The organism is Agrobacterium sp. Azo12 (assembly GCF_029193765.2).
GTDB lineage: Bacteria > Pseudomonadota > Alphaproteobacteria > Rhizobiales > Rhizobiaceae > Agrobacterium.
Genome location: NZ_JARFYO020000001.1, coordinates 1,241,593 through 1,261,095 on the forward strand (window position 1 = coordinate 1,241,593; position 19,503 = coordinate 1,261,095).

A 19,503-nucleotide genomic window follows, 5' to 3' on the forward strand; every position below is an offset into this window, starting at 1 on the left:
TTGTCATGCCCTCATGTTTTTCTGCGTTGCGTTGTCTGCAACCTCTTTAAACCGCGAAAATCGCTTACCATATCAAGCACAACGGAAGGGCCGGTTGGCTGCTTCCAAAGCATGTTTCTATCCAGGACATGCGAAACGAAGAGGCGATGGTGCGGATATGTCCGTTGGCGTCGTATCGGGGCTTGCCGTTGTCGGGAGCCTTTACCCTAACATCCGGGTCTGTGCCGCTTGAGGGCAGACCGGTTCAAGGAGGCATATATGAATATCGAAAAATACTCCGAGCGGGTGCGCGGCTTTTTGCAATCTGCCCAAACCCATGCGCTTGCTGAGGACCATCAACAGTTTGCGCCGGAACACGTCCTGAAAGTATTGCTGGATGACGACCAGGGCATGGCGTCTTCGCTGATTGAACGTGCTGGCGGTAATGCCAAGGAAGCACGGCTCGCGAATGATATTGCGCTTTCCAAGCTGCCTAAGGTCTCCGGTGGCAACGGCGGACTGTCGCTGACGGCACCGCTTGCCAAGGTATTTGCCACGGCCGAAGACGCCGCCAAGAAATCCGGCGACAGCTTTGTCACGGTCGAACGCCTTTTGCTGGCTCTGGCCATTGAAGGCAGCGCGTCGACGTCAGCGACCCTGAAAAAGGCTGGTGTTACTGCGCAAGGCCTGAACCAGGTTATCAACGACCTTCGCAAGGGTCGCACGGCAGATACTGCCAATGCAGAACAGGGCTTTGATGCGCTGAAGAAATTTGCACGCGACCTGACTGCAGAAGCTCGCGAAGGCAGGCTCGATCCTGTGATTGGCCGCGACGATGAAATTCGCCGCACCATGCAGGTTCTGTCGCGCCGCACGAAAAACAATCCGGTTCTGATCGGTGAACCCGGTGTTGGTAAAACAGCGATTGCCGAAGGCCTGGCATTGCGCATCATCAATGGTGATGTGCCGGAAAGCCTCAAGGACAAAAAGCTGATGGCGCTAGATATGGGCGCGTTGATTGCCGGTGCAAAATATCGCGGTGAATTTGAAGAGCGCCTGAAGGCTGTTCTGAACGAGGTCCAGTCAGAAGACGGCGGCATCATCCTGTTCATCGACGAAATGCACACGCTGGTGGGTGCAGGCAAGGCAGATGGCGCAATGGATGCGTCCAACCTGCTGAAGCCGGCTCTGGCGCGTGGTGAGTTGCACTGCGTTGGCGCGACCACGCTGGATGAGTACCGCAAGCACGTTGAAAAAGATCCGGCTCTCGCCCGTCGTTTCCAGCCCGTTTTGGTTGATGAACCGACCGTGGAAGACACGATTTCTATTCTGCGCGGCTTGAAGGAAAAATACGAGCAGCACCACAAGGTCCGTATTTCGGATTCGGCACTGGTGGCGTCTGCGACTTTGTCCAACCGTTATATTACTGATCGCTTCCTGCCGGATAAGGCGATTGACCTGATGGATGAAGCCGCATCGCGTCTTCGTATGCAGGTGGATTCCAAGCCGGAAGAACTGGACGAACTGGATCGTCGTATCATTCAGCTGAAGATTGAGCGTGAAGCCTTGAAGCAGGAGACCGATGTGTCCTCTGCCGACCGGTTGAAAAAGCTGGAAGACGAACTGGTTGACACAGAAGAGAAGGCGGATGCGCTGACGGCGCGCTGGCAGGCGGAGAAACAGAAACTCGGCCATGCGGCTGACCTGAAAAAGCAGATCGACGATGCACGCAACGAATTGGCAATTGCCCAGCGCAGTGGCCAGTTCCAGCGGGCAGGTGAGTTGACCTACGGTATTATTCCGGGCCTTGAAAAAGCACTGGCTGCGGCGGAAGAACGCGACGCAAGCGGTGCTGGTTCAATGGTGCAGGAAGTGGTGACGGCGGACAACATCGCCCAGGTAATCTCGCGCTGGACAGGCATTCCGGTAGACCGGATGTTGGAAGGCCAGCGTGAAAAGCTGCTGCGTATGGAAGACGAACTGGCCAAATCAGTGGTCGGTCAGGGTGAAGCCGTTCAGGCGGTTTCCAAGGCGGTGCGCCGTTCGCGTGCCGGTTTGCAGGACCCCAACCGTCCAATCGGTTCGTTCATCTTCCTCGGCCCGACCGGCGTTGGTAAAACCGAGCTGACAAAGGCGCTGGCACGTTTCCTGTTCGACGACGAAACCGCGATGGTTCGCTTGGACATGTCGGAATACATGGAGAAGCACTCCGTGGCTCGCTTGATCGGTGCGCCTCCCGGTTATGTCGGTTACGAGGAAGGTGGTGCACTGACGGAAGCCGTGCGTCGCCGCCCATATCAGGTTGTGCTGTTCGACGAGATTGAAAAAGCACATCCAGATGTGTTCAACGTGCTGTTGCAGGTTCTTGATGATGGCCGCCTGACCGATGGTCAGGGTCGTACCGTCGATTTCAAGAACACCATCATCATCATGACCTCGAACCTCGGTTCTGAATTCATGACGCAGATGGGCGACAATGACGATGTGGAATCGGTGCGGGAACTGGTCATGGAAAGGGTGCGTAGCCACTTCCGTCCAGAGTTCCTCAACCGTATCGATGACATCATCCTGTTCCACCGCCTGCGGCGTGAAGAAATGGGCGCGATTGTCGATATCCAGTTGAAGAGACTGGTGGCCCTGTTGTCGGAGCGCAAGATCACGCTTGATCTGGATGAAGATGCCCGTGTCTGGCTTGCCAATAAGGGTTACGATCCGGCCTATGGTGCACGTCCGCTGAAACGCGTTATTCAGAAGACGGTACAGGACAAGCTGGCTGAAATGATCCTTGGTGGCGAAGTGCCTGATGGCTCTCGCGTCAAGGTGACATCCGGCACCGACCGGCTGCACTTCAAGGCAAAAGCCGGCAAGGGCAGTACGGAAACCGAAGCAGCTGCCGACGCTGCTTAAGGACTAAATCAGGGCACCCGATCGGGTGCCCTTTTTGTTTGTGCGTTCGCTCTGAGTGCCTGACGAACCCGTGCACCGCCATCTTGTCGACTTGGCGCGACAATCTTTCCCGCTCAGTTGTCTTTGGATGCGGGTTTTCACGCGACCACAAGCGCGCAATCGCAGCAATTCAGATGCCCAGCCCGAGGTCTGGGAACAATCTTGCCTCAAATAACGTTGACGTAGTCTGTTGCAAGTAATTCGCAATTGCATTTCAAAAATAAACATGCCACCTTGTTGCAAATGGTTCTTAATAGCGTAGTGTTGGTGTGAGCAAGGAGTGACTTATGTTTGATATTGTCAGGCGCGGGCTTTTGGGCGGAATGGCTGCCGTGGTGGCGTTGGGTGTTACCGGTGGCGTGGCGTTTGCGCAGGAAAAGTTCAAAGCCGTGACGACTTTCACGGTCATTGCTGACATCGCCAGAAATGTCGCCGGCGACGCTGCCATCGTGGAAAGCATCACCAAGCCCGGCGCTGAAATTCACAACTACCAGCCCACGCCGGGCGATATTCGCAAGGCGCAGGGCACGCAGCTCGTGTTGTGGAACGGCCTTAACCTCGAATTGTGGTTTGAGAAGTTTTTCGTAAAACTCAGAGATGTGCCAAGCGCTGTTGTATCCGATGGTATCGAGCCGATGGGCATTTCCGAAGGTCCCTATGAAGGCAAACCCAATCCGCATGCCTGGATGTCGCCCAATGCGGCGCTGATCTATGTCGACAATATCCGCGACGCCTTTGTGAAATATGATCCGGCCAATGCCGAGACCTACAAGGCCAATGCGGAAAGCTACAAACAGCAGATCAAGGACGCCATCGAACCAATTCGTCAGGAGCTGGCATCCCTACCTGAAAACAAGCGCTGGCTTGTGTCGAGCGAAGGCGCATTTTCTTATCTGGCACGCGATTTCGACCTGAAAGAACTGTACCTGTGGCCCATCAATGCCGACCAGCAGGGCACACCACAGCAGGTGCGTAAGGTCATTGATGCCGTTCGTGAAAACAAGATTGGCGTCGTCTTCTCGGAAAGCACGATTTCCGCCGCACCGGCAGAGCAGGTGGCCCGCGAGACCGGCGCAAAATACGGTGGCGTTCTCTATGTCGATTCCCTGACTGAGGCTGACGGTCCGGTGCCAACCTATATCGACCTGCTGAAGGTCACATCCGATACCATTGCCAAGGGACTTGCATCGTCCTCCTGACATGATCCGAACTTTTACGGCCTGCAGTTTTTGCAGGCCGTTTGTTTTTGTAACCGCTGAAAAGGAATGCTTTTCATGAATGCGCACACCGGCTGGCAAACGGGAACGGAGGGTTCCGGTATTTCCGTCAACAACGCCACCGTGACCTATCGCAACGGCCATACGGCCTTAAAGAATGCAACATTCCAGATACCAACAGGCACGATCGCGGCGCTGGTGGGGGTAAATGGCGCGGGCAAGTCGACGCTGTTCAAGGCCGTGATGGGCTTTGTGCGTATTGCCCAGGGCACGATTTCAATATTGGGCAAAACTGTGCCGGAAGCCCTTCGGCAAAATCTGGTGGCCTATGTGCCGCAAAGCGAGGAAGTGGACTGGAACTTCCCGGTGCTGGTGGAAGATGTGGTCATGATGGGCCGCTACGGCCATATGGGTTTCATGCGCATCCCCAAGGCTGCCGACCGTGATGCAGTGACCGCAGCTCTCACCCGCGTCAACATGAGCGAGTTTCGTGGCCGCCAGATTGGTGAGCTTTCCGGTGGTCAGAAAAAGCGCGTGTTTCTGGCGCGTGCGCTGGCGCAGGATGCCAAGGTCATTCTGCTGGATGAACCCTTTACCGGTGTTGATGTAAAAACCGAGGAGCAGATCGTTCACCTTCTTCGCGCCCTCAGGGATGAAGGCAAGGTCATGCTGGTGTCGACCCACAATCTCGGCAGCGTGCCGGAATTCTGTGACCGTACCATTCTGATCAAGGGCACGGTGCTGGCCTATGGGCCGACCGAAGAAACCTTCACCAAGGACAATCTGGAAAAGACCTTTGGTGGCGTGTTGCGCCATTTTGTTCTGAATGGTTCGGATGGCGGAAAGCCATGGCCGGTTGGTGTCATGACCGATGATGAACGGCCGCTGGTTTTGCGCGACGGACGTCCAGTCTCGGGCCAAAGCGTGACATCGGAAGGGGCAGACAATGATGAACGCCCTCGTTGAACCCTTCACCTATGACTACATGCTCAACGCCATGTGGGTGTCCGCTCTGGTTGGCGGTGTCTGTGCATTCCTATCCTGCTACCTGATGCTGAAAGGCTGGTCATTGATTGGCGATGCGCTTTCGCATTCCATCGTGCCCGGTGTGGCCGGCGCCTATATGCTGGGCCTGCCATTTTCCATCGGGGCGTTTTTCTCAGGCGGCTTGGCGGCGGTGACCATGCTGTTTCTCAACCAGCGCACCAAGCTCAAGGAAGATGCAATCATCGGGCTGATCTTTTCGTCCTTCTTCGGACTTGGACTGTTCATGATGTCGATCAACCCGACGGCTGTGAATATCCAGACCATTGTTCTTGGCAATATTCTTGCCATCACGCCTGCCGATACATTGCAGCTTGCCATTATCGGTTTCGTGTCGCTGGCCATTTTGCTGCTGAAGTGGAAGGACCTGATGGTGACGTTTTTTGACGAAAGCCATGCCCGCTCCATCGGTCTGCGACCAACGTTTCTGAAGGCCGTGTTCTTCACGCTGCTGGCAGCATCGACAGTCGCAGCCATGCAGACGGTCGGCGCGTTTCTTGTCATCTGCATGGTGGTCACACCGGGCGCAACGGCCTATCTGCTGACAGACCGTTTTCCGCGTCTTTTGGGCATTGCTGTTGCCATTGGTTCTATCACCAGTTTCACCGGTGCCTATGCCAGCTATTTCCTGGATGGTGCGACCGGTGGCATCATCGTCGTGTTGCAGACGCTGATCTTCCTCATCGCCTTCTTTTTCGCCCCTAAACATGGGCTGGTGGCATCTCGCCGCCGTGCAGCGCAGGCGCAGGAGGTGGCGCTATGAACTTCCTCGAGCCCTTTGAATTTGACTTCATGGTCAACGCGCTGGTCATAGCAGCTCTGGTTGCCGTGCCAACCGCCGTTCTGTCCTGTTTCATGGTGCTGAAAGGCTGGTCGCTGATGGGCGATGCCATCAGCCATGCGGTGTTCCCAGGCGTCGTCATCGCCTACATCGTTGGCCTGCCATTTGCGGTTGGCGCATTCGTGGCCGGCATGGTCTGTGCGCTTGCCACCGGTTATCTCAAGGATAACAGCCGTATCAAACAGGATACGGTGATGGGTGTGGTGTTTTCCGGCATGTTCGGGCTGGGGCTGGTGCTCTACGTCAAAATCCAGTCAGATGTGCATCTCGATCACATCCTGTTTGGCGACATGCTGGGCGTGAGCTGGCAGGACATTACCGAGACGGCGATTATTGCGGTCATAACCACTGGCATTATCAGTCTGAAGTGGAAAGACTTCCTGTTGCATGCCTTTGACCCTGCTCAGGCGAAGGCGGTGGGCCTCAGGGTAAACCTGTTGCATTACGGTCTGTTGTGCCTGATTTCGCTGACCATCGTCGGCGCACTGAAAGCCGTCGGCATCATTCTCGCCATTGCCATGCTGATTGCGCCAGGCGCGATTGCATTTCTGCTCACACGCAAGTTTTCCACCATGCTGATGCTTGCAGTGGTCATTGCGCTTACTGCGTCTTTACTCGGTGTCTACCTGTCGTTTTTTATCGACAGCGCCCCGGCACCGACCATCGTGCTTCTGCTGTCGGCGATGTTTATTGCCGCCTTCGTGAGGGCGAGTATCGTCACGGCGAATACCGAGGCCAATAACGGCTGATACAAAACGGCCCCGTCTGTTGCGGAAAACAGGCGGGGCCGTTCAATTCAAACTTTACATCTTGCCCGCAACCTTGATGGCAAACGAATATTCAAAGGCGATTTCCTCCAGTCGCTGGAAGCGTCCGGATTTGCCGCCATGGCCGGCTGCCATGTTGGTCTTCAACAGAATTGGCGCGTCGCCTGTGCTGTACTCGCGCAGTTTTGCCACCCACTTCGTTGGTTCCCAATAGGTTACGCGCGGATCGGTAAGTCCGGAAATCGCCAGCAGTGGCGGGTAAGCCTTTGCACCGACATTGTCGTAAGGGCTGTAAGCCGCAATCCAGCTATATTCCTCTTCTGAATCGATCGGGTTGCCCCATTCCGGCCATTCCGGCGGTGTCAGCGGCAGCGTGTCGTCCAGCATCGTCGTCAGCACGTCCACGAACGGAACGGCAGCAATAATGCCAGCGAATTTCTCTGGTGCCATATTGGCCACAGCACCCATCAGCATGCCACCGGCCGATCCGCCTTCGGCGATGATCTTGTCGTAGGAGGTGAAACCCTCCATAACCAGATGGTCGGCCGCGGCGATGAAGTCCTTGAAGGTGTTTTGCTTATGCTCCATCTTGCCGGTTTCATACCACTCGAAACCCTTGTCCTTGCCGCCACGAATATGGGCGATGGCATAGACAAAACCACGATCTGCCAGTGACAGATTGTTGGTGCTGAACGAGGCGGGAATGCTGATGCCGTAAGCGCCGTAGCCATAGAGAAGGCAAGGGGCCGAACCGTCCAGCTTGGTGTCCTTGTGGTAGAGCAGTGATACCGGCACCAATGCTCCATCATGCGATGTCGCCATGACGCGGCGCGTCACGTAGTCATCGATAGTGTGGCCGGATGGCACTTCCTGGGTCTTCAACAATACGCGTTCACGCGTCACCATGTTGTAATCGAACAACTGGCTTGGGGTGGTCATCGACGAATAGGAAAAGCGGATGGTGTCGGTGTCATATTCGGCGGCACCCTGCAGGCCGAGAGAGTAGGCTTCCTCGGCAAATGCAATGGCGTGTTCTTCACCGGTCGCGCGGTCACGAATGACGATGCGCGGCAGGCCATCCCGGCGCTCCAGCCACAGCAGGTGGCGGGCATGCGCAAGGTGCGACAGGATAAGGCGGCCAGACTCGTGCGGCACCACTTCCTTCCAGTTTTCCTTGCCAGGTGCCGTCACCGGCGCTTCCATGATCTTGAAGTCCTTGGCATCACCGTCATTGGTCAGGATGTAAAAAACATCACCGCCCTCGGTCATGGAATATTCCACGCCTTCCTCACGCTTCGCCACGATGACAGGCTCGGCAGTCAGGTCGGCGGTGGACAGCAGGCGGTATTCGCTGGTCTCATGGTCATGAATGTCGATGAAGATCCAGTCTTCAAGCAATGAGCCGCCAACGCCCATAAAGAAGCCAGGGTCCTTTTCCTCATAGACGAGGCGGTCTGTCGATTGCGGCTGGCCGATGATGTGGTGAAAGACCTTGGACGGCCGATGGTTTTCGTCCTGCAAGGTGTAGAAAAAGCTTTTACCGTCAGGCGCCCATGCGCTGCCGCCACCAGTGTTTTCGATCACGTCATCAAGGTCTTCACTGGTCGCGAGATTACGAACCCGCAGTGTGAAATATTCAGAGCCCTTGTCGTCATAGCCCCAAATGCCATGAGTGTGGTCGGACGAGTTGTCGATGCCAGCGAGGCGGAAATAGTCCTTGCCTTCAGCTTCCTTATCGCCATCAAGCAGGACCTGCTTTTCACCACCGTCGCGTGGGGTGCGGAAATAGTGTGGCTGCTCACCACCGGTTACAAACAACGTGCCGTAGGCGTAAGGACCATCTTTCATAGGCACGGACGAATCGTCCTGCTTGATGCGGCCCTTCATCTCTTCAAACAGCTTTTCCTGCAGTGGTTTGGTGTCGCTGAGGGCAGCTTCCATATAAGTGTTTTCCGCTTCCAGATGGCTACGGATTGCCGGATCGAGCAGGGTCGGGTCCTTGAACATTGCCTGCCAGTTGTCTGCCCGAAACCACGCATAGTCATCGGTGCGGCTGATGCCGTGACGCGTATCCGTTACCGGCTTTTTTTCTGCGACAGGAGCGGCGGGGAGGTTCTTGAATATCGACAAAACAAACTCGCTTTCATCGGAAATGAATGGCAGCGCCAGTGGCCGTTTTCAGGCCGTGGCACCAGTGGAAGAAGATGTAGAGAGGGGCGGGGGAAGGATCAAGGTTGAATATCCACAGGCATCTCTGCTGGCCCCTTGAGATTTACCCTGTTTCGGGCACAATTCGACGATACAGCCTTAGGTACGTGGAAAAGAGCGGTTGCTGTTTTTATTTTCCAGGGAATCGAAATCACCAGGTCAGGATAATATGCGTCACCTTCTCCCGGCAGTTGTTCTCGTTGTCGTGTCAGCTGTTCCATCCCTTGCACTGGATAGTTCCGTCAAAAGACAGTTGAACGCGCTCGCACCGGAAGAACGTCTTGAGCAGCGTTGTGATATCGAGGCGATGGAGCGCATCGCCGCCGAACAGAAGGGCATGAGGCCGGACAAGGTCATCGCCTACACGTTCGGTGAGCCGCAGGTCACGGAAAACTCCATCAAGGCGGCAGGCGCCGTGTTTCGCAGCAGTGGCGAATGGTACAAGCTGAAATATAAGTGCCGGACCAGCGAACAGAACCTTGCCATCCAATCCTTTGATTACCGTGTGGGCGAAAAAGTCCCGGAATCGCAATGGGGCCAGTATTACCTTTACAACTGAAGCAGCTTTGCTGTTGACCCGGCCATAATTCAGGCGTTTATCCGGCGCATCCGCTTTTGATATTCTCCCGTTGAGCTGTGTCTGCCATGCGCCGTTATCTTCTTTCCAGCCTCGCCAGCGTTTGTTTTGTTGCGCTGTTTTCAGTGCCCGCCTTTGCGTCATCAGGGTTGGTTGAGCCGACGCTTAAAATGCGCCCGCAGGCAAGTGGCGTAACGCGGGTTGCCATCACGCTGGATGCCTGCATGGGCAAGACCGACTTTCGAATTCTCGATACGCTGGTCAAAGAGCGCATTCCCGCGACCGTGTTCGTGACCGCACGCTGGATCAGGCACAATCGAGATGCGCTTGCCATCATGATGGCCAATCCTGATCTGTTTGAGATTGAGAACCACGGACAAGACCATATCCCGGCCATAGACCGTCAGGTCTCTGTCTATGGTATTGCCGCTGCCGGCAGCATGGAAAGTGTCATGCGGGAGGTCAATGGTGGGCGTGAGGCCATCATTGCGGCCACTGGCAAGGAGCCCAGCTGGTTCCGTGGGGCGACGGCTAAATACACCCATTCCTCCATGATTGAGATCAATGGTATCGGCGAACGTATCGCCGGTTACTCCATCAACGGCGACGGTGGTTCGCTACTTGGTGCCGGCGTTGCGCAAAAACGCATTGCTGCCGCTAAGGATGGTGATGTGGTGATTGCCCATATCAACCAGCCGACCCATCAGGCAGGCGAGGGCGTCGCCAAGGGGTTGCTCGCCTTGAAAAAACGCGGTGTCACCTTCGTCCGTCTGGATGATCCGGGATTTGATCCCGAAACCAACTAAAGCTAGTCGGGAAGGTTCGGCACCACTTTGCGCGACGGGAAAAGCTCCTGCGCGATTGTCATGCCAATCAACGACAAAGGCAGCGCCAGCATGGCACCTGCGGCACCCCACATCCACGTCCAGAAGATAATCGCGACAAACACGATAAACGGATTGATCTCGAGGTTGCGGCCGATCACGGCCGGAAACACCAGATTTTCCATCAACAGGTGAATGGTAAAGAACACGAAGGCGGGCAGCAGGCCAAGCAGCAACGTATCATGGGTCAACATGCCAGCAATCGTCAGGGATATGGTCATCACGGCAATGCCGATAAACGGTATGAAGCTGGAGAGGAAGGCAAACAGCCCCCATAGCAATGGCATGGCCAGACCGCCGAGATAAGCGATAAGAACCATGGTAACACCAAGCCCGGCATAAATCAGACTGGCCGTGGCGAAATAGGTGCCAAGCACATGTTCCACCGATCCGATGGTACGTATGGTCCGTAGCCGTTGATGGCGGGCTGGAAAGGCCATGATGATGGCCTTGCGCAACCGCAAGCGGCTGTAAAGGAACATCAAAAGTCCGGCAAAGAAGATCAAGCCTTGCACAATTGCGGGTGTCAGGCTGGACGTGACGACGGACAGGATACCGGTGCTGCGGTCCAGCAGCGATTCCATCGACATTGTGCCGAAGCTGAAGGTCGCCGCAGAAATATTGAGCCATCTCACACGCTCAAGATAGGGCAGGAAACGTTCTGCGGTCTGATCCAGAAGTTGCGGCCCCTGAGAAGCGAGCATGGAAAGTGGATCGATCAGCGAATTGATGACGAAAATGAACACCAGTGCCACAAGGCCTGACAGAATGAGCGCCACGCCAAAGCCCGGAATACCGTAACCAGCCAGCTTTTCCGCTGCCATCCCAAGGATCATCCCGACAACGATTGCCATGACGATGGGGATCAGCACTACGGACAGCAGGTGTACGCAGGCAAGAAAGGCAATGGTGAACAGACCGACGATCGACCACTTGGCCGCAACTTCCAGCGCTTCGCGACCCAATGGCTGCTGGCTGCGCGCATCGTCATCCGGTGAATTTTTTCTTGATACGTGTCTGTGCTGCGGCGCCTCTACGATCGGTGTCACCGGAACTTTTTCATCGATTTTTATGGTGCCGTTCATGATTTCATATCCCCGTCCGAGACAGTAACGTTCAACAACAGTTACGGTTCCCGAAGGGCGAGGGTGACCAGCAGAGATGTTAGGCTGCGAGCCTTAGACCAATACCCCATGGGTCTTTCAGAACGATGCCGTCGCTTTGACGCTCAGTCGAAATGCCCAACCGGTCCAGTGAGGCAACCGCGCTGTCCAACGCACCCTTTTCGTTGAAGCGCAGCGAATAACCGGCAAGACCCGTCATGTTGTCGCGTCGTGCCTGGGCACCACGGCTGTTCCAGATATTGGCGGCAACATGGTGGTGGTAGGAGCCCGTGGCAAAAAAGCTGGCGCCGGGATAGCGCGCCATGATCTTCAGGCCGAGCACGTCCTGATAAAACTCGTCTGCCTGCGGAATGTTGCCGACCTGCAAATGAATGTGGCCGATGGCGGTACCATCAGGCGCACCTTGCCAGGGTGCCTTGGGGGCAGAGTTGTATAGCTCCTGCAGGTTGAGGCGCAGCGTGTTCATCTCCACCGTGCCGTCCTGCTGGTAGGTCCATTCCAGAGGCGAGCGATCCCGGTAAACCTCGATGCCGTTTCCTTCCGGGTCAGACAGATAGATCGCCTCGCTGACCAGATGGTCGGATGCGCCATCAAGCTGAATATTGTTGTGCGCAACATGGGTCAGCCAATGCGCCAGCTCCTTGCGGCTTGGCAGCAGGAAGGCGGTATGGAACAGGCCTGCCGCGTTGCGTGGTGCACGTTCGGCATTGCTGGATGTGGACAGGGTCAGCAAGGGTTGGCCGTTGACGCCAAGTATCTCTCCGCTTGGCTGTTTTTCAATAACCGACAGGCCAATGACCTTCTGGTAGTAGTCAGAAACGCCCGCCAGGTCGTTCACGACAAGATGTGCCTGCCCAACATAGGCCGGCCGTGTCAGTGCGAATTGCGATGTTTCAGTCATGATGTCACGAACTCCATCTGCGCTGGCGTGCTTGATCAGCAGGCGGCCGTGCGCTGCGGCGCCGTTCCGGCGACGCTTTATTTGACGTGAATATGGTCTCTCGGGAACGTTCAGGAAAGAGGGGCGTTTGGTGATTGAGCGTGCACTATTTGTTGACAATGAAGTTGTCTGCGCTTGACCTTAATCAAGGCAGAGCACCGCAAATTTGGGAAACTGCATGTATCGGTGTGGAACCGTTTTATAATTCTCGCGGCGACTGGCTTTGCGCTGCGTCGGGGTTTGGGAACTGGGGCTGTCATCGCGCTCAAATAGCCGCAGCCTTAACGTGGAAGGAGAAGCATATGTACAAGAAGATCGTTGTACCTGTTGACATGAGTGCCATTGAAAAGGGTGAAAAGATCATCCGCAAGGCATCGGGTTTGCTGGATGCTGGTGGCGAGATCGTTTTGCTGAATGTGGTCGAGCAGCTACCGGGCTATATCGCCATAGACCTTCCAGTCGACCTGATTGAAAATGCGATCAAGGATGGCAAGGCAAAACTTGTGGAACTGAAAGAGCGGACAGGCATTCAGGCAACAGTTGAAATCCGCAGTGGCCCTCCGGCACGCGAAATTCTTGCCTGCGCGGAGGAACATCATGCCGATCTCATCATCGTCGCTTCGCATACGCCTGATTTCACCAACTATTTCATCGGTGCGACAGCGGACCGCGTTGTACGCCATGCAAAATGCTCGGTGCTGATCGACCGTTAAAAGCAAGGCTGCACGACATCTTGAATTGGCACGGCGGTCTCTCGATGGGTGGCCGCCGCGCTGAAATCGACCATTAGAGGACATGGGTTATGGATACGTCTGGCTATGAAAAAATCCTGCGCGACAGGCAACGTGAACTGAACAAGCGGCTGCGCAAGATCGAGGATGACTTTGAGCAGCCGGTAAACCCTGACAATGAGGACCGTGCCGTTGAACGCAGCAATGACGAAGTTCTGGATGAGCTTGGCCAAGTCGGACAGGATGAGTTGAAGGCAATTGATGCTGCTCTGGTGCGCATTTCCGATGGCACATTCGGCACCTGCGTCAGATGTGGCAAGACCATTTCCGCTGAGCGCCTCGCAGCCGTGCCCTACACGCCGTTTTGCCAGGAATGTGCGGCAGAACAGCAAGCTGAACAGGTGTGAGACGAGGATGTGGCCTGGCGCTTCGCTGGCCACATCTTCATGACAGGCTGCAACATAATCGAACGCAACGTGATCGTCAGTTTCGAGACACCACTTGCTGTTGGCGCGTGTTGTCGGCATTCTACACGCCTGACAGCAGGAACGGGCCATGAGTGAACTTTGGCGTTTAGGCCGCAAATATGATTTTCACGAAATCGTCGCCGACGGCATCGTGCATGGCGTCGGCATCGTGCTGGCCTTGATCGGCGCAACCGCGCTGATCTTCTACGCTACAGTATGGAGCACATTCAGCGGCATGGCCGCCGCCTGGGTCTATGGGCTGGGGCTGGTTTTGTGCCTGTCCATTTCCTTTACCTATAATATCTGGCCACATTCGCGCACCAAATGGTATCTGCGGCGGCTCGATCATTCTGCGATCTTTTTGCTGATTGCCGCCACTTACACCCCATTCCTACAACGCGGTGCAGACGAACCGCTAATCGTGTTTATGTTGGCTTTCATCTGGCTGGCAGCCATCGGTGGCATTGCTCTGAAATGCCTGTTTCCCGGTCGATATGACCGTTTGGCTATCCTGCTTTATCTTGGCATGGGCTGGAGCGGTGTTCTGATCGCCGCGCCGCTTTCACAATATCTCTCGACAGTAACCATCTGGCTGATCGTGGCGGGCGGCATGATCTATTCGCTGGGCGTGATCTTTCACGTTTGGGAAAAACTGCGATTTCAGAACGCCATCTGGCATGGCTTCGTGGTGGCTGCTGCTGCCGTGCATTATTCTGCGGTTATCACCTGTTTCAGCCTTTCGCCTGTCACCGGCCTGTGAGACATAACAGCCATATTCCGGCTTTACATGTGATGGACATACCCGATGACACTTATTGTGCGTGACGCGACGGAAGCAGATCTGTCTGCGATCATGGATATTTATAACGACGCCGTTCTCAACACCACGGCGATCTGGAATGACACGGTGGTTGATCTGGAAAACCGCCTGAACTGGTTCAAGGCACGCAAGGACAAGAGATATCCTGTTCTTGCAGCTGAACTGGACGGCAAATGTGTCGGTTATGCTTCTTACGGCGACTGGCGGGCGTTTGATGGTTTTCGCCGTAGCATGGAGCATTCGGTTTACGTGCACAAAGAAGCGCGCGGCACCGGTGCCGGCAAAACGCTGATGCAGGAGTTGATCCGGCGCGCCAGAAACAATGGTGTGCATGTGTTGATCGGAGCAATCGAGGCGGAAAATGCCGCGTCCATTCGTCTGCATGAAAAAATGGGCTTTCGCCATGTCGGCCGGTTTGAGCAGGTCGGCATCAAGTTTGGTCGCTGGCTCGACCTGACCTGCATGGAACTACGCCTCGGCGAAGCGGATCCGACGTGAGCAACATCCATTTTATCACCCACCCTGAAATCGTGGTCGATCCGGCAAAACCGGTGCCTCGCTGGTGCCTGTCCGATAAGGGCATTGCCCGTATGCGGGTGTTTGCTGCCTCTGCAGCCATGGCCGAGGTTAGGAACGTCTGGGCAAGTGATGAAACAAAGGCCATTGAAGCGGCGGGCATTCTGGCCGGGTTCCATGGTCTTCCGGTTCAGGTGCAGCATGCGCTACATGAAAATGATCGCAACGCGACCGGCTTTTTGCCGCCCTCTGAATTCGAGGTCATGGCGGACCGGTTTTTCTCCGAACCTAACGAAAGCGTGCGCGGTTGGGAAAGAGCAGTTGATGCGCAGGCCCGTGTTCTACAGGCTTTTCAGTTGATTGGAGCAGAGGCAGACGGAGCGGGTGATGTGGCAATTGTCGCCCATGGCGGCGTTGGCACGCTGCTGCTCTGCGCCCTGCAAGGCGTAAAAATTGACCGCGCCCATGATCAGCCCTTCCAGGGGCATTACTGGACATGGTCACGTGAGGAGCAGCGCGTTCTTGGCAGATGGCAATCCATTACACCGGATTAAGCGATTGTCGGGGTGAAAGCCGCAGCCCTTCCACGCAACGGGACATCCCATAAGACAAAGGGCAGGTCGATGTGATCCTGCCCTTTTTCAATTTCATGAATACGCGGTTTGTTATTGCGGCTCAAACACCATGGAATGGCCGTTAATGCAGTAACGCAATCCCGTCGGTTTGGGTCCGTCAGGGAACACGTGGCCGAGATGGCCACCACAATTGGCGCAACGGATCTCAGTGCGGACCATGCCGTATTTTGTGTCACTGTGCTCGGTCACCGCATCAGCCTTGACCGGCTCGAAGTAACTTGGCCAACCGCATCCCGCATCGAATTTGGTGTCTGAATAAAACAGTGGCTCATCGCAGGCAGCACAACGGTAAAGACCCTTTTCATTGCTGTCCCAATAGGGGCCGGTAAACGCGCGCTCAGTACCGTGTTCCCGCAGGATATGGTACTGTTCCGGGGTCAGTTGTTCTCTCCACTCCGCATCGGTTTTGACGAGTTTAGATGTCTTGATGTCGTTCATGGCGCTGATCCTTTCTGTTGTCCCTTTAGATAAGGTGCGTTACGTCAAGAAAAAAGCCCGCAAGTGCCAGTTCCCCGCATTTGGTGGAGAACTTTGTGTATGGCCCGATTCTCGCTGAAAATGGTTGAGGCACGACCCATGTTACCCTATTGAAAAGAGGGTGTTGTCGAGGGGGATTCTTGACAGTTCCACAGGGGGTGAGATGTCTGAAAATGTCACGTTGATGACATTCATTGTGCTGTTTCTGCCATTTGCAGGCGCGCTGGTTGCACCGTTTCTGGTTCGCAGATTCAGTCACAACGCCGCCTGGATACTTGTCCTCATTCCGGCCGTTGCTTTTGCCCAGTTCGCCTCTTTTCTGCCGCTTGTCGCAGCAGGGGAAGCCGTCACTGGCGGTTATATCTGGGTGCCGAGCTTCAATCTTAGTTTCTCGTGGTTTCTTGATGGCCTTTCGCTGACCTTCGCGTTGTTGATTACCGGTATTGGAGCTCTCATCGTTCTCTATGCTGGCGGCTACCTCAAGGGCCATCCGCAGCAGGGGCGCTTCCTGTCCTTTCTGCTGCTGTTCATGGGGGCGATGCTCGGCGTTGTGGTCTCCGACAGTTTCCTGATGCTGTTCGTCTATTGGGAACTGACCTCGATCACATCATTCCTGCTCATCGGTTTTGACCATGAGCGCGCGGCATCACGCCGCGCCGCGCTACAGGCGCTGCTGGTCACCGGTGGTGGTGGCTTGGCTCTGCTTGCAGGCCTGATCCTTATCTGGAACATCAGTGGCGTCACCCAACTTTCCCAATTGATGCAGGGCGGCGATATCTTGCGTGCCAGCCCGCTCTATCTGGTCACGCTGGTGCTGGTTCTTGGCGGTGCTTTTACCAAATCCGCGCAGTTCCCATTCCATTTCTGGCTGCCCAACGCCATGGAAGCACCAACACCTGTTTCGGCCTACCTGCACTCAGCGACCATGGTCAAAGCTGGCGTCTACCTGCTGATGCGCCTTAATCCGGTATTGGGCGATACGCCCGCCTGGGAAATCCTGCTGCCGCTCTTTGGCGGCATTACCATGCTTGTCGGCGCGTTTCTCGCGGTACGGCAGACCGACCTCAAACTGATGCTGGCCTATACAACGGTGTCTTCTCTTGGTCTTCTGGTCATGCTGACCGGCTTTGGGTCGCCACATGCCATCGAGGCGGCCGTGCTCTATCTCATCGCGCATTCGCTGTTCAAAGGCGCACTTTTCATGGTCGCCGGAGTTATCGATCATGAGGCAGGCACCCGTGATGTGACGAAGCTTGGCGGACTGCGCAAGGCCATGCCGATAACCTTTACCGCGGCGCTGGTCTCTGCGATTTCCATGGGCGGCCTGCCGCCGATGTTTGGATTTTTGGCCAAGGAAGAAATCTACTATGCGCTGGCGCATAATGACCCGCGCGCCGTGTTGTTTCTCGGTGTCGCGATCATCGGCAATGCACTGATGTTTGCCATTGCCTTTGCCGTGGCGCTGAAACCGTTCCTTGGTGGGCCGGTCAAAACACCGAAACATGCGCATGAAGGGCCGGTATTGTTGTGGCTTGGCCCGACCGTCCTGGCCGCATGCGGATTGCTGCTGGCACTGTTTTCCGGTGTTGCCCACCAGTTCCTGTCGACGCCAATGGCAAGTGCCGTTGCCGGAGAGATGAGGGCGGTGGAGATATCCCTGCTGCCGCATATCGGTGTTCCGCTGGCGCTATCGCTACTGACAGTCGTGCTTGGAATTATCGCCTATAAAAGCATTGCGAAGCTGCGCATCCTTATTGCGTCGACGCTGCAGGCAATTGGCGGCGGACCCGACAAGGGCTTTGACTGTTTCGTGGCCCTGATGGTCAAGATTGCATTTCATGTTACCCGCTTCATTCAGCCGGGCCGCATGGAGTTTTATGTCACGGCGACCTTTGCGGTACTGGCCTTTGCACTTCTGGTACCCTTGTTCGTTTACGATGAACTGCCTGACATGCCGGTCTGGCCGCAGGACATTCTGCTGCATGAATTTACCTTCATCGTCATTGCATTGATCGGCCTCGTGGCGATCCTGATGTCGAAGACCCGCCTCAATGCCATTGTTGCTCTTGGTATACAGGGCTTCTCGGTTGCCGTTTTGTTTCTGCTGTTCGGCGCACCAGACCTGTCCTTCACCCAGTTCATGGTAGAAACCCTGTCGGTGGTCATTCTAACCCTTGTCATGACCCGGTTGCGCCTGTCTGCGGTCGATCACCGTTCCTGGGGGCAGATCATACTTGACAGCACCATTGCTATTGCATGCGGTGCCGGTTTTGCGTTGATGCTGCTCAAATCCACGCAAGTGCCATTCAACAACAATCTGACGGACTTCTTCAATCAGTGGTCCAAGGTGATTGCCCACGGCGCCAACGTGGTGAACGTCATTATTGTCGATTTCCGTGGCACGGATACGCTGGGCGAAATCTCTGTCGTGATGATCACCGGCCTTGCCATTCTGGCGCTGATCCGGCTGCGGGCAGGTGTGCGTATTCACCCGCTGGATGATGACCAGGGCGGGCAGGAGAAACGTGCATGAATACGATCATCCTGCGGACCATTGCGCCGATAATTACCAGTCTGATGGTGCTCTTTTCTATCTTCGTGCTGCTGCGCGGCCATAATGAGCCGGGTGGCGGTTTTATCGGTGGACTGATCGCCGTTTCCGCGCTGGCCATCTATGGCATTGCCTTTGGGGTCAACGCCGTTCGTCGCGCTATCCGTTTCCATCCGCTGGCCATTGCAGGCGCGGGTCTGCTGCTGGCAACCGTATCCGGTTTGGTATCTGTCATTGCCGGCGTGCCTTTCATGACAGGCCTGTGGGTCTATCCCAGCCTGTTCGGCGTCGAAGTGCCGCTTGCCACCGTCATGTCCTTCGATATCGGTGTTTATCTTGTCGTTGTCGGGGCCATAACCTCCATTGCGCTGGCGCTGGAAGAAAGGGACGTTGACTGATGGAAGCTGTTCTTTCTGTTGTGGTCGGCATTTTCTTTTCCGTCGCCATCTATCTCATGTTATCGCGCTACAGCATCCGCATCCTGCTGGGCATTGCGGTGCTGGGCAATGCCGTCAACCTGCTGCTATTTACCTCCGGCCGTCTCACCCGCGAAATCCCGCCAATCATTGGTGCAGGCATGGACACGTTGCCTGCAGACACGGCCAATCCTTTGCCACAGGCACTGATCCTGACAGCCATCGTGATCTCATTTTCGTTTTTCTGCTTCCTGCTGGTGCTGACCTGGCGTGCCTTTCAGGAGCTGAAAACCGATGACACGGACGAAATGCGTAAAGCCGAACCGGCGCATGAACCCTTGCCGCCGCTTGGCTACTGACGTT

At 55.6% G+C, this 19,503-nt stretch carries 20 protein-coding genes; 16 read left to right on the forward strand and 4 right to left on the reverse strand.

The features are described from left to right. Nucleotides 1–258: 258 nt before the first annotated feature. The 5 genes from clpB (at nt 259) to PYL13_RS05695 (ending at nt 6,776) form a co-directional block, all read left to right on the forward strand. Nucleotides 259–2,886, forward strand: coding sequence for an ATP-dependent chaperone ClpB (gene clpB / locus PYL13_RS05675; protein WP_275640710.1), 2,628 nt, complete (start codon nt 259–261; stop codon nt 2,884–2,886). Between the two features lie 326 nt (nt 2,887–3,212). Then, nucleotides 3,213–4,124, forward strand: coding sequence for a metal ABC transporter substrate-binding protein (locus tag PYL13_RS05680; RefSeq protein WP_441296626.1), 912 nt, complete (start codon nt 3,213–3,215; stop codon nt 4,122–4,124). A gap of 75 nt (nt 4,125–4,199) precedes the next feature. Continuing rightward, nucleotides 4,200–5,108 carry a manganese/iron ABC transporter ATP-binding protein gene (locus tag PYL13_RS05685; protein WP_275640711.1) on the forward strand — a complete coding sequence of 303 codons (909 nt, stop codon included), beginning with the start codon at nt 4,200–4,202 and terminating at the stop codon, nt 5,106–5,108. Beyond that, nucleotides 5,092–5,949: a metal ABC transporter permease gene (locus tag PYL13_RS05690; RefSeq protein WP_441296656.1), complete on the forward strand. Its 858-nt coding sequence runs from the start codon at nt 5,092–5,094 to the stop codon at nt 5,947–5,949. The genes PYL13_RS05685 and PYL13_RS05690 overlap by 17 nt, the downstream gene beginning before the upstream one ends. Then, complete coding sequence (locus PYL13_RS05695; protein ID WP_275640713.1) at nt 5,946–6,776, forward strand: metal ABC transporter permease; 831 nt, start codon at nt 5,946–5,948, stop codon at nt 6,774–6,776. The genes PYL13_RS05690 and PYL13_RS05695 overlap by 4 nt, the downstream gene beginning before the upstream one ends. A 54-nt stretch (nt 6,777–6,830) precedes the next feature. Here the strand turns inward: PYL13_RS05695 and PYL13_RS05700 are convergent, their stop codons facing one another. Next, the gene (locus PYL13_RS05700; protein ID WP_275640714.1) at nt 6,831–8,924 is read right to left on the reverse strand and encodes a S9 family peptidase; all 2,094 of its coding nucleotides are present in this window, start codon (nt 8,922–8,924) and stop codon (nt 6,831–6,833) included. Between PYL13_RS05700 and PYL13_RS05705 the strand changes: the two genes are divergently transcribed. The 3 genes from PYL13_RS05705 (at nt 8,911) to PYL13_RS05715 (ending at nt 10,385) form a co-directional block, all read left to right on the forward strand. Then, a complete protein-coding gene (locus PYL13_RS05705) occupies nt 8,911–9,063 on the forward strand; it encodes a hypothetical protein (RefSeq protein ID WP_192487285.1) in 153 nt (50 codons plus the stop codon). The two genes, PYL13_RS05700 and PYL13_RS05705, sit on opposite strands and share 14 nt — an antisense overlap. 108 nt (nt 9,064–9,171) lie before the next feature. Next, nucleotides 9,172–9,561, forward strand: a complete 390-nt coding sequence (locus PYL13_RS05710) for a DUF930 domain-containing protein (protein WP_192487286.1) — start codon at nt 9,172–9,174, stop codon at nt 9,559–9,561. An 86-nt stretch (nt 9,562–9,647) separates the two neighbouring features. Continuing rightward, nucleotides 9,648–10,385: a polysaccharide deacetylase family protein gene (locus PYL13_RS05715; protein WP_275640715.1), complete on the forward strand. Its 738-nt coding sequence runs from the start codon at nt 9,648–9,650 to the stop codon at nt 10,383–10,385. 2 nt (nt 10,386–10,387) lie between these two features. Here the strand turns inward: PYL13_RS05715 and PYL13_RS05720 are convergent, their stop codons facing one another. Next, the gene (locus PYL13_RS05720; RefSeq protein ID WP_275640716.1) at nt 10,388–11,548 is read right to left on the reverse strand and encodes an AI-2E family transporter; all 1,161 of its coding nucleotides are present in this window, start codon (nt 11,546–11,548) and stop codon (nt 10,388–10,390) included. A 79-nt stretch (nt 11,549–11,627) separates the two neighbouring features. Next, a complete protein-coding gene (locus PYL13_RS05725) occupies nt 11,628–12,488 on the reverse strand; it encodes a VOC family protein (RefSeq protein ID WP_275640717.1) in 861 nt (286 codons plus the stop codon). A gap of 341 nt (nt 12,489–12,829) precedes the next feature. On the opposite strand from PYL13_RS05725, the gene PYL13_RS05730 reads away from it, so the two are divergent. The 5 genes from PYL13_RS05730 to PYL13_RS05750 all read left to right on the forward strand — a co-directional run bounded on the left by PYL13_RS05730 (nt 12,830) and on the right by PYL13_RS05750 (nt 15,615). Then, nucleotides 12,830–13,240, forward strand: coding sequence for a universal stress protein (locus tag PYL13_RS05730; protein ID WP_250983072.1), 411 nt, complete (start codon nt 12,830–12,832; stop codon nt 13,238–13,240). An 89-nt stretch (nt 13,241–13,329) separates the two neighbouring features. Further along, nucleotides 13,330–13,665 (forward strand): TraR/DksA family transcriptional regulator, encoded by a 336-nt coding sequence (locus PYL13_RS05735; RefSeq protein WP_275640718.1) that lies wholly within the window; start codon nt 13,330–13,332, stop codon nt 13,663–13,665. Nucleotides 13,666–13,813: 148 nt separating this feature from the next. After that, nucleotides 13,814–14,485: a PAQR family membrane homeostasis protein TrhA gene (trhA, locus tag PYL13_RS05740; protein WP_250983070.1), complete on the forward strand. Its 672-nt coding sequence runs from the start codon at nt 13,814–13,816 to the stop codon at nt 14,483–14,485. A 45-nt stretch (nt 14,486–14,530) separates the two neighbouring features. After that, a complete protein-coding gene (locus PYL13_RS05745; RefSeq protein WP_275640719.1) occupies nt 14,531–15,043 on the forward strand; it encodes a GNAT family N-acetyltransferase in 513 nt (170 codons plus the stop codon). Beyond that, nucleotides 15,040–15,615: a histidine phosphatase family protein gene (locus tag PYL13_RS05750; protein WP_275640720.1), complete on the forward strand. Its 576-nt coding sequence runs from the start codon at nt 15,040–15,042 to the stop codon at nt 15,613–15,615. The genes PYL13_RS05745 and PYL13_RS05750 overlap by 4 nt, the downstream gene beginning before the upstream one ends. A 111-nt stretch (nt 15,616–15,726) precedes the next feature. Here the strand turns inward: PYL13_RS05750 and msrB are convergent, their stop codons facing one another. Next, nucleotides 15,727–16,134, reverse strand: coding sequence for a peptide-methionine (R)-S-oxide reductase MsrB (gene msrB, locus PYL13_RS05755; RefSeq protein WP_192487295.1), 408 nt, complete (start codon nt 16,132–16,134; stop codon nt 15,727–15,729). Nucleotides 16,135–16,336: 202 nt separating this feature from the next. On the opposite strand from msrB, the gene PYL13_RS05760 reads away from it, so the two are divergent. From PYL13_RS05760 to PYL13_RS05770, 3 genes are read left to right on the forward strand one after another with little or no spacing between them, the layout of a single operon-like run. Continuing rightward, nucleotides 16,337–18,706: a putative monovalent cation/H+ antiporter subunit A gene (locus PYL13_RS05760; protein ID WP_275640721.1), complete on the forward strand. Its 2,370-nt coding sequence runs from the start codon at nt 16,337–16,339 to the stop codon at nt 18,704–18,706. After that, complete coding sequence (locus tag PYL13_RS05765; protein WP_275640722.1) at nt 18,703–19,122, forward strand: Na+/H+ antiporter subunit B; 420 nt, start codon at nt 18,703–18,705, stop codon at nt 19,120–19,122. The genes PYL13_RS05760 and PYL13_RS05765 overlap by 4 nt, the downstream gene beginning before the upstream one ends. Then, the gene (locus tag PYL13_RS05770; protein WP_275640723.1) at nt 19,122–19,499 is read left to right on the forward strand and encodes a Na+/H+ antiporter subunit C; all 378 of its coding nucleotides are present in this window, start codon (nt 19,122–19,124) and stop codon (nt 19,497–19,499) included. The genes PYL13_RS05765 and PYL13_RS05770 overlap by 1 nt, the downstream gene beginning before the upstream one ends. Nucleotides 19,500–19,503 lie beyond the last annotated feature (4 nt).

Excerpts from the sequence above, each read along its gene's own strand:
- clpB (WP_275640710.1), top strand. The coding sequence starts at position 259 with ATGAATATCGAAAAATACTCCGAGCGGGTGCGCGGCTTTTTGCAATCT.
- PYL13_RS05680 (WP_441296626.1), top strand. The coding sequence starts at position 3,213 with ATGTTTGATATTGTCAGGCGCGGGCTTTTGGGCGGAATGGCTGCCGTG.
- PYL13_RS05685 (WP_275640711.1), top strand. The coding sequence starts at position 4,200 with ATGAATGCGCACACCGGCTGGCAAACGGGAACGGAGGGTTCCGGTATT.
- PYL13_RS05690 (WP_441296656.1), top strand. The coding sequence starts at position 5,092 with ATGAACGCCCTCGTTGAACCCTTCACCTATGACTACATGCTCAACGCC.
- PYL13_RS05695 (WP_275640713.1), top strand. The coding sequence starts at position 5,946 with ATGAACTTCCTCGAGCCCTTTGAATTTGACTTCATGGTCAACGCGCTG.
- PYL13_RS05710 (WP_192487286.1), top strand. The coding sequence starts at position 9,172 with ATGCGTCACCTTCTCCCGGCAGTTGTTCTCGTTGTCGTGTCAGCTGTT.
- PYL13_RS05715 (WP_275640715.1), top strand. The coding sequence starts at position 9,648 with ATGCGCCGTTATCTTCTTTCCAGCCTCGCCAGCGTTTGTTTTGTTGCG.
- PYL13_RS05720 (WP_275640716.1), bottom strand. The coding sequence starts at position 11,548 with ATGAACGGCACCATAAAAATCGATGAAAAAGTTCCGGTGACACCGATC.
- PYL13_RS05725 (WP_275640717.1), bottom strand. The coding sequence starts at position 12,488 with ATGACTGAAACATCGCAATTCGCACTGACACGGCCGGCCTATGTTGGG.
- PYL13_RS05730 (WP_250983072.1), top strand. The coding sequence starts at position 12,830 with ATGTACAAGAAGATCGTTGTACCTGTTGACATGAGTGCCATTGAAAAG.
- PYL13_RS05735 (WP_275640718.1), top strand. The coding sequence starts at position 13,330 with ATGGATACGTCTGGCTATGAAAAAATCCTGCGCGACAGGCAACGTGAA.
- trhA (WP_250983070.1), top strand. The coding sequence starts at position 13,814 with ATGAGTGAACTTTGGCGTTTAGGCCGCAAATATGATTTTCACGAAATC.
- PYL13_RS05745 (WP_275640719.1), top strand. The coding sequence starts at position 14,531 with ATGACACTTATTGTGCGTGACGCGACGGAAGCAGATCTGTCTGCGATC.
- msrB (WP_192487295.1), bottom strand. The coding sequence starts at position 16,134 with ATGAACGACATCAAGACATCTAAACTCGTCAAAACCGATGCGGAGTGG.
- PYL13_RS05760 (WP_275640721.1), top strand. The coding sequence starts at position 16,337 with ATGTCTGAAAATGTCACGTTGATGACATTCATTGTGCTGTTTCTGCCA.
- PYL13_RS05765 (WP_275640722.1), top strand. The coding sequence starts at position 18,703 with ATGAATACGATCATCCTGCGGACCATTGCGCCGATAATTACCAGTCTG.
- PYL13_RS05770 (WP_275640723.1), top strand. The coding sequence starts at position 19,122 with ATGGAAGCTGTTCTTTCTGTTGTGGTCGGCATTTTCTTTTCCGTCGCC.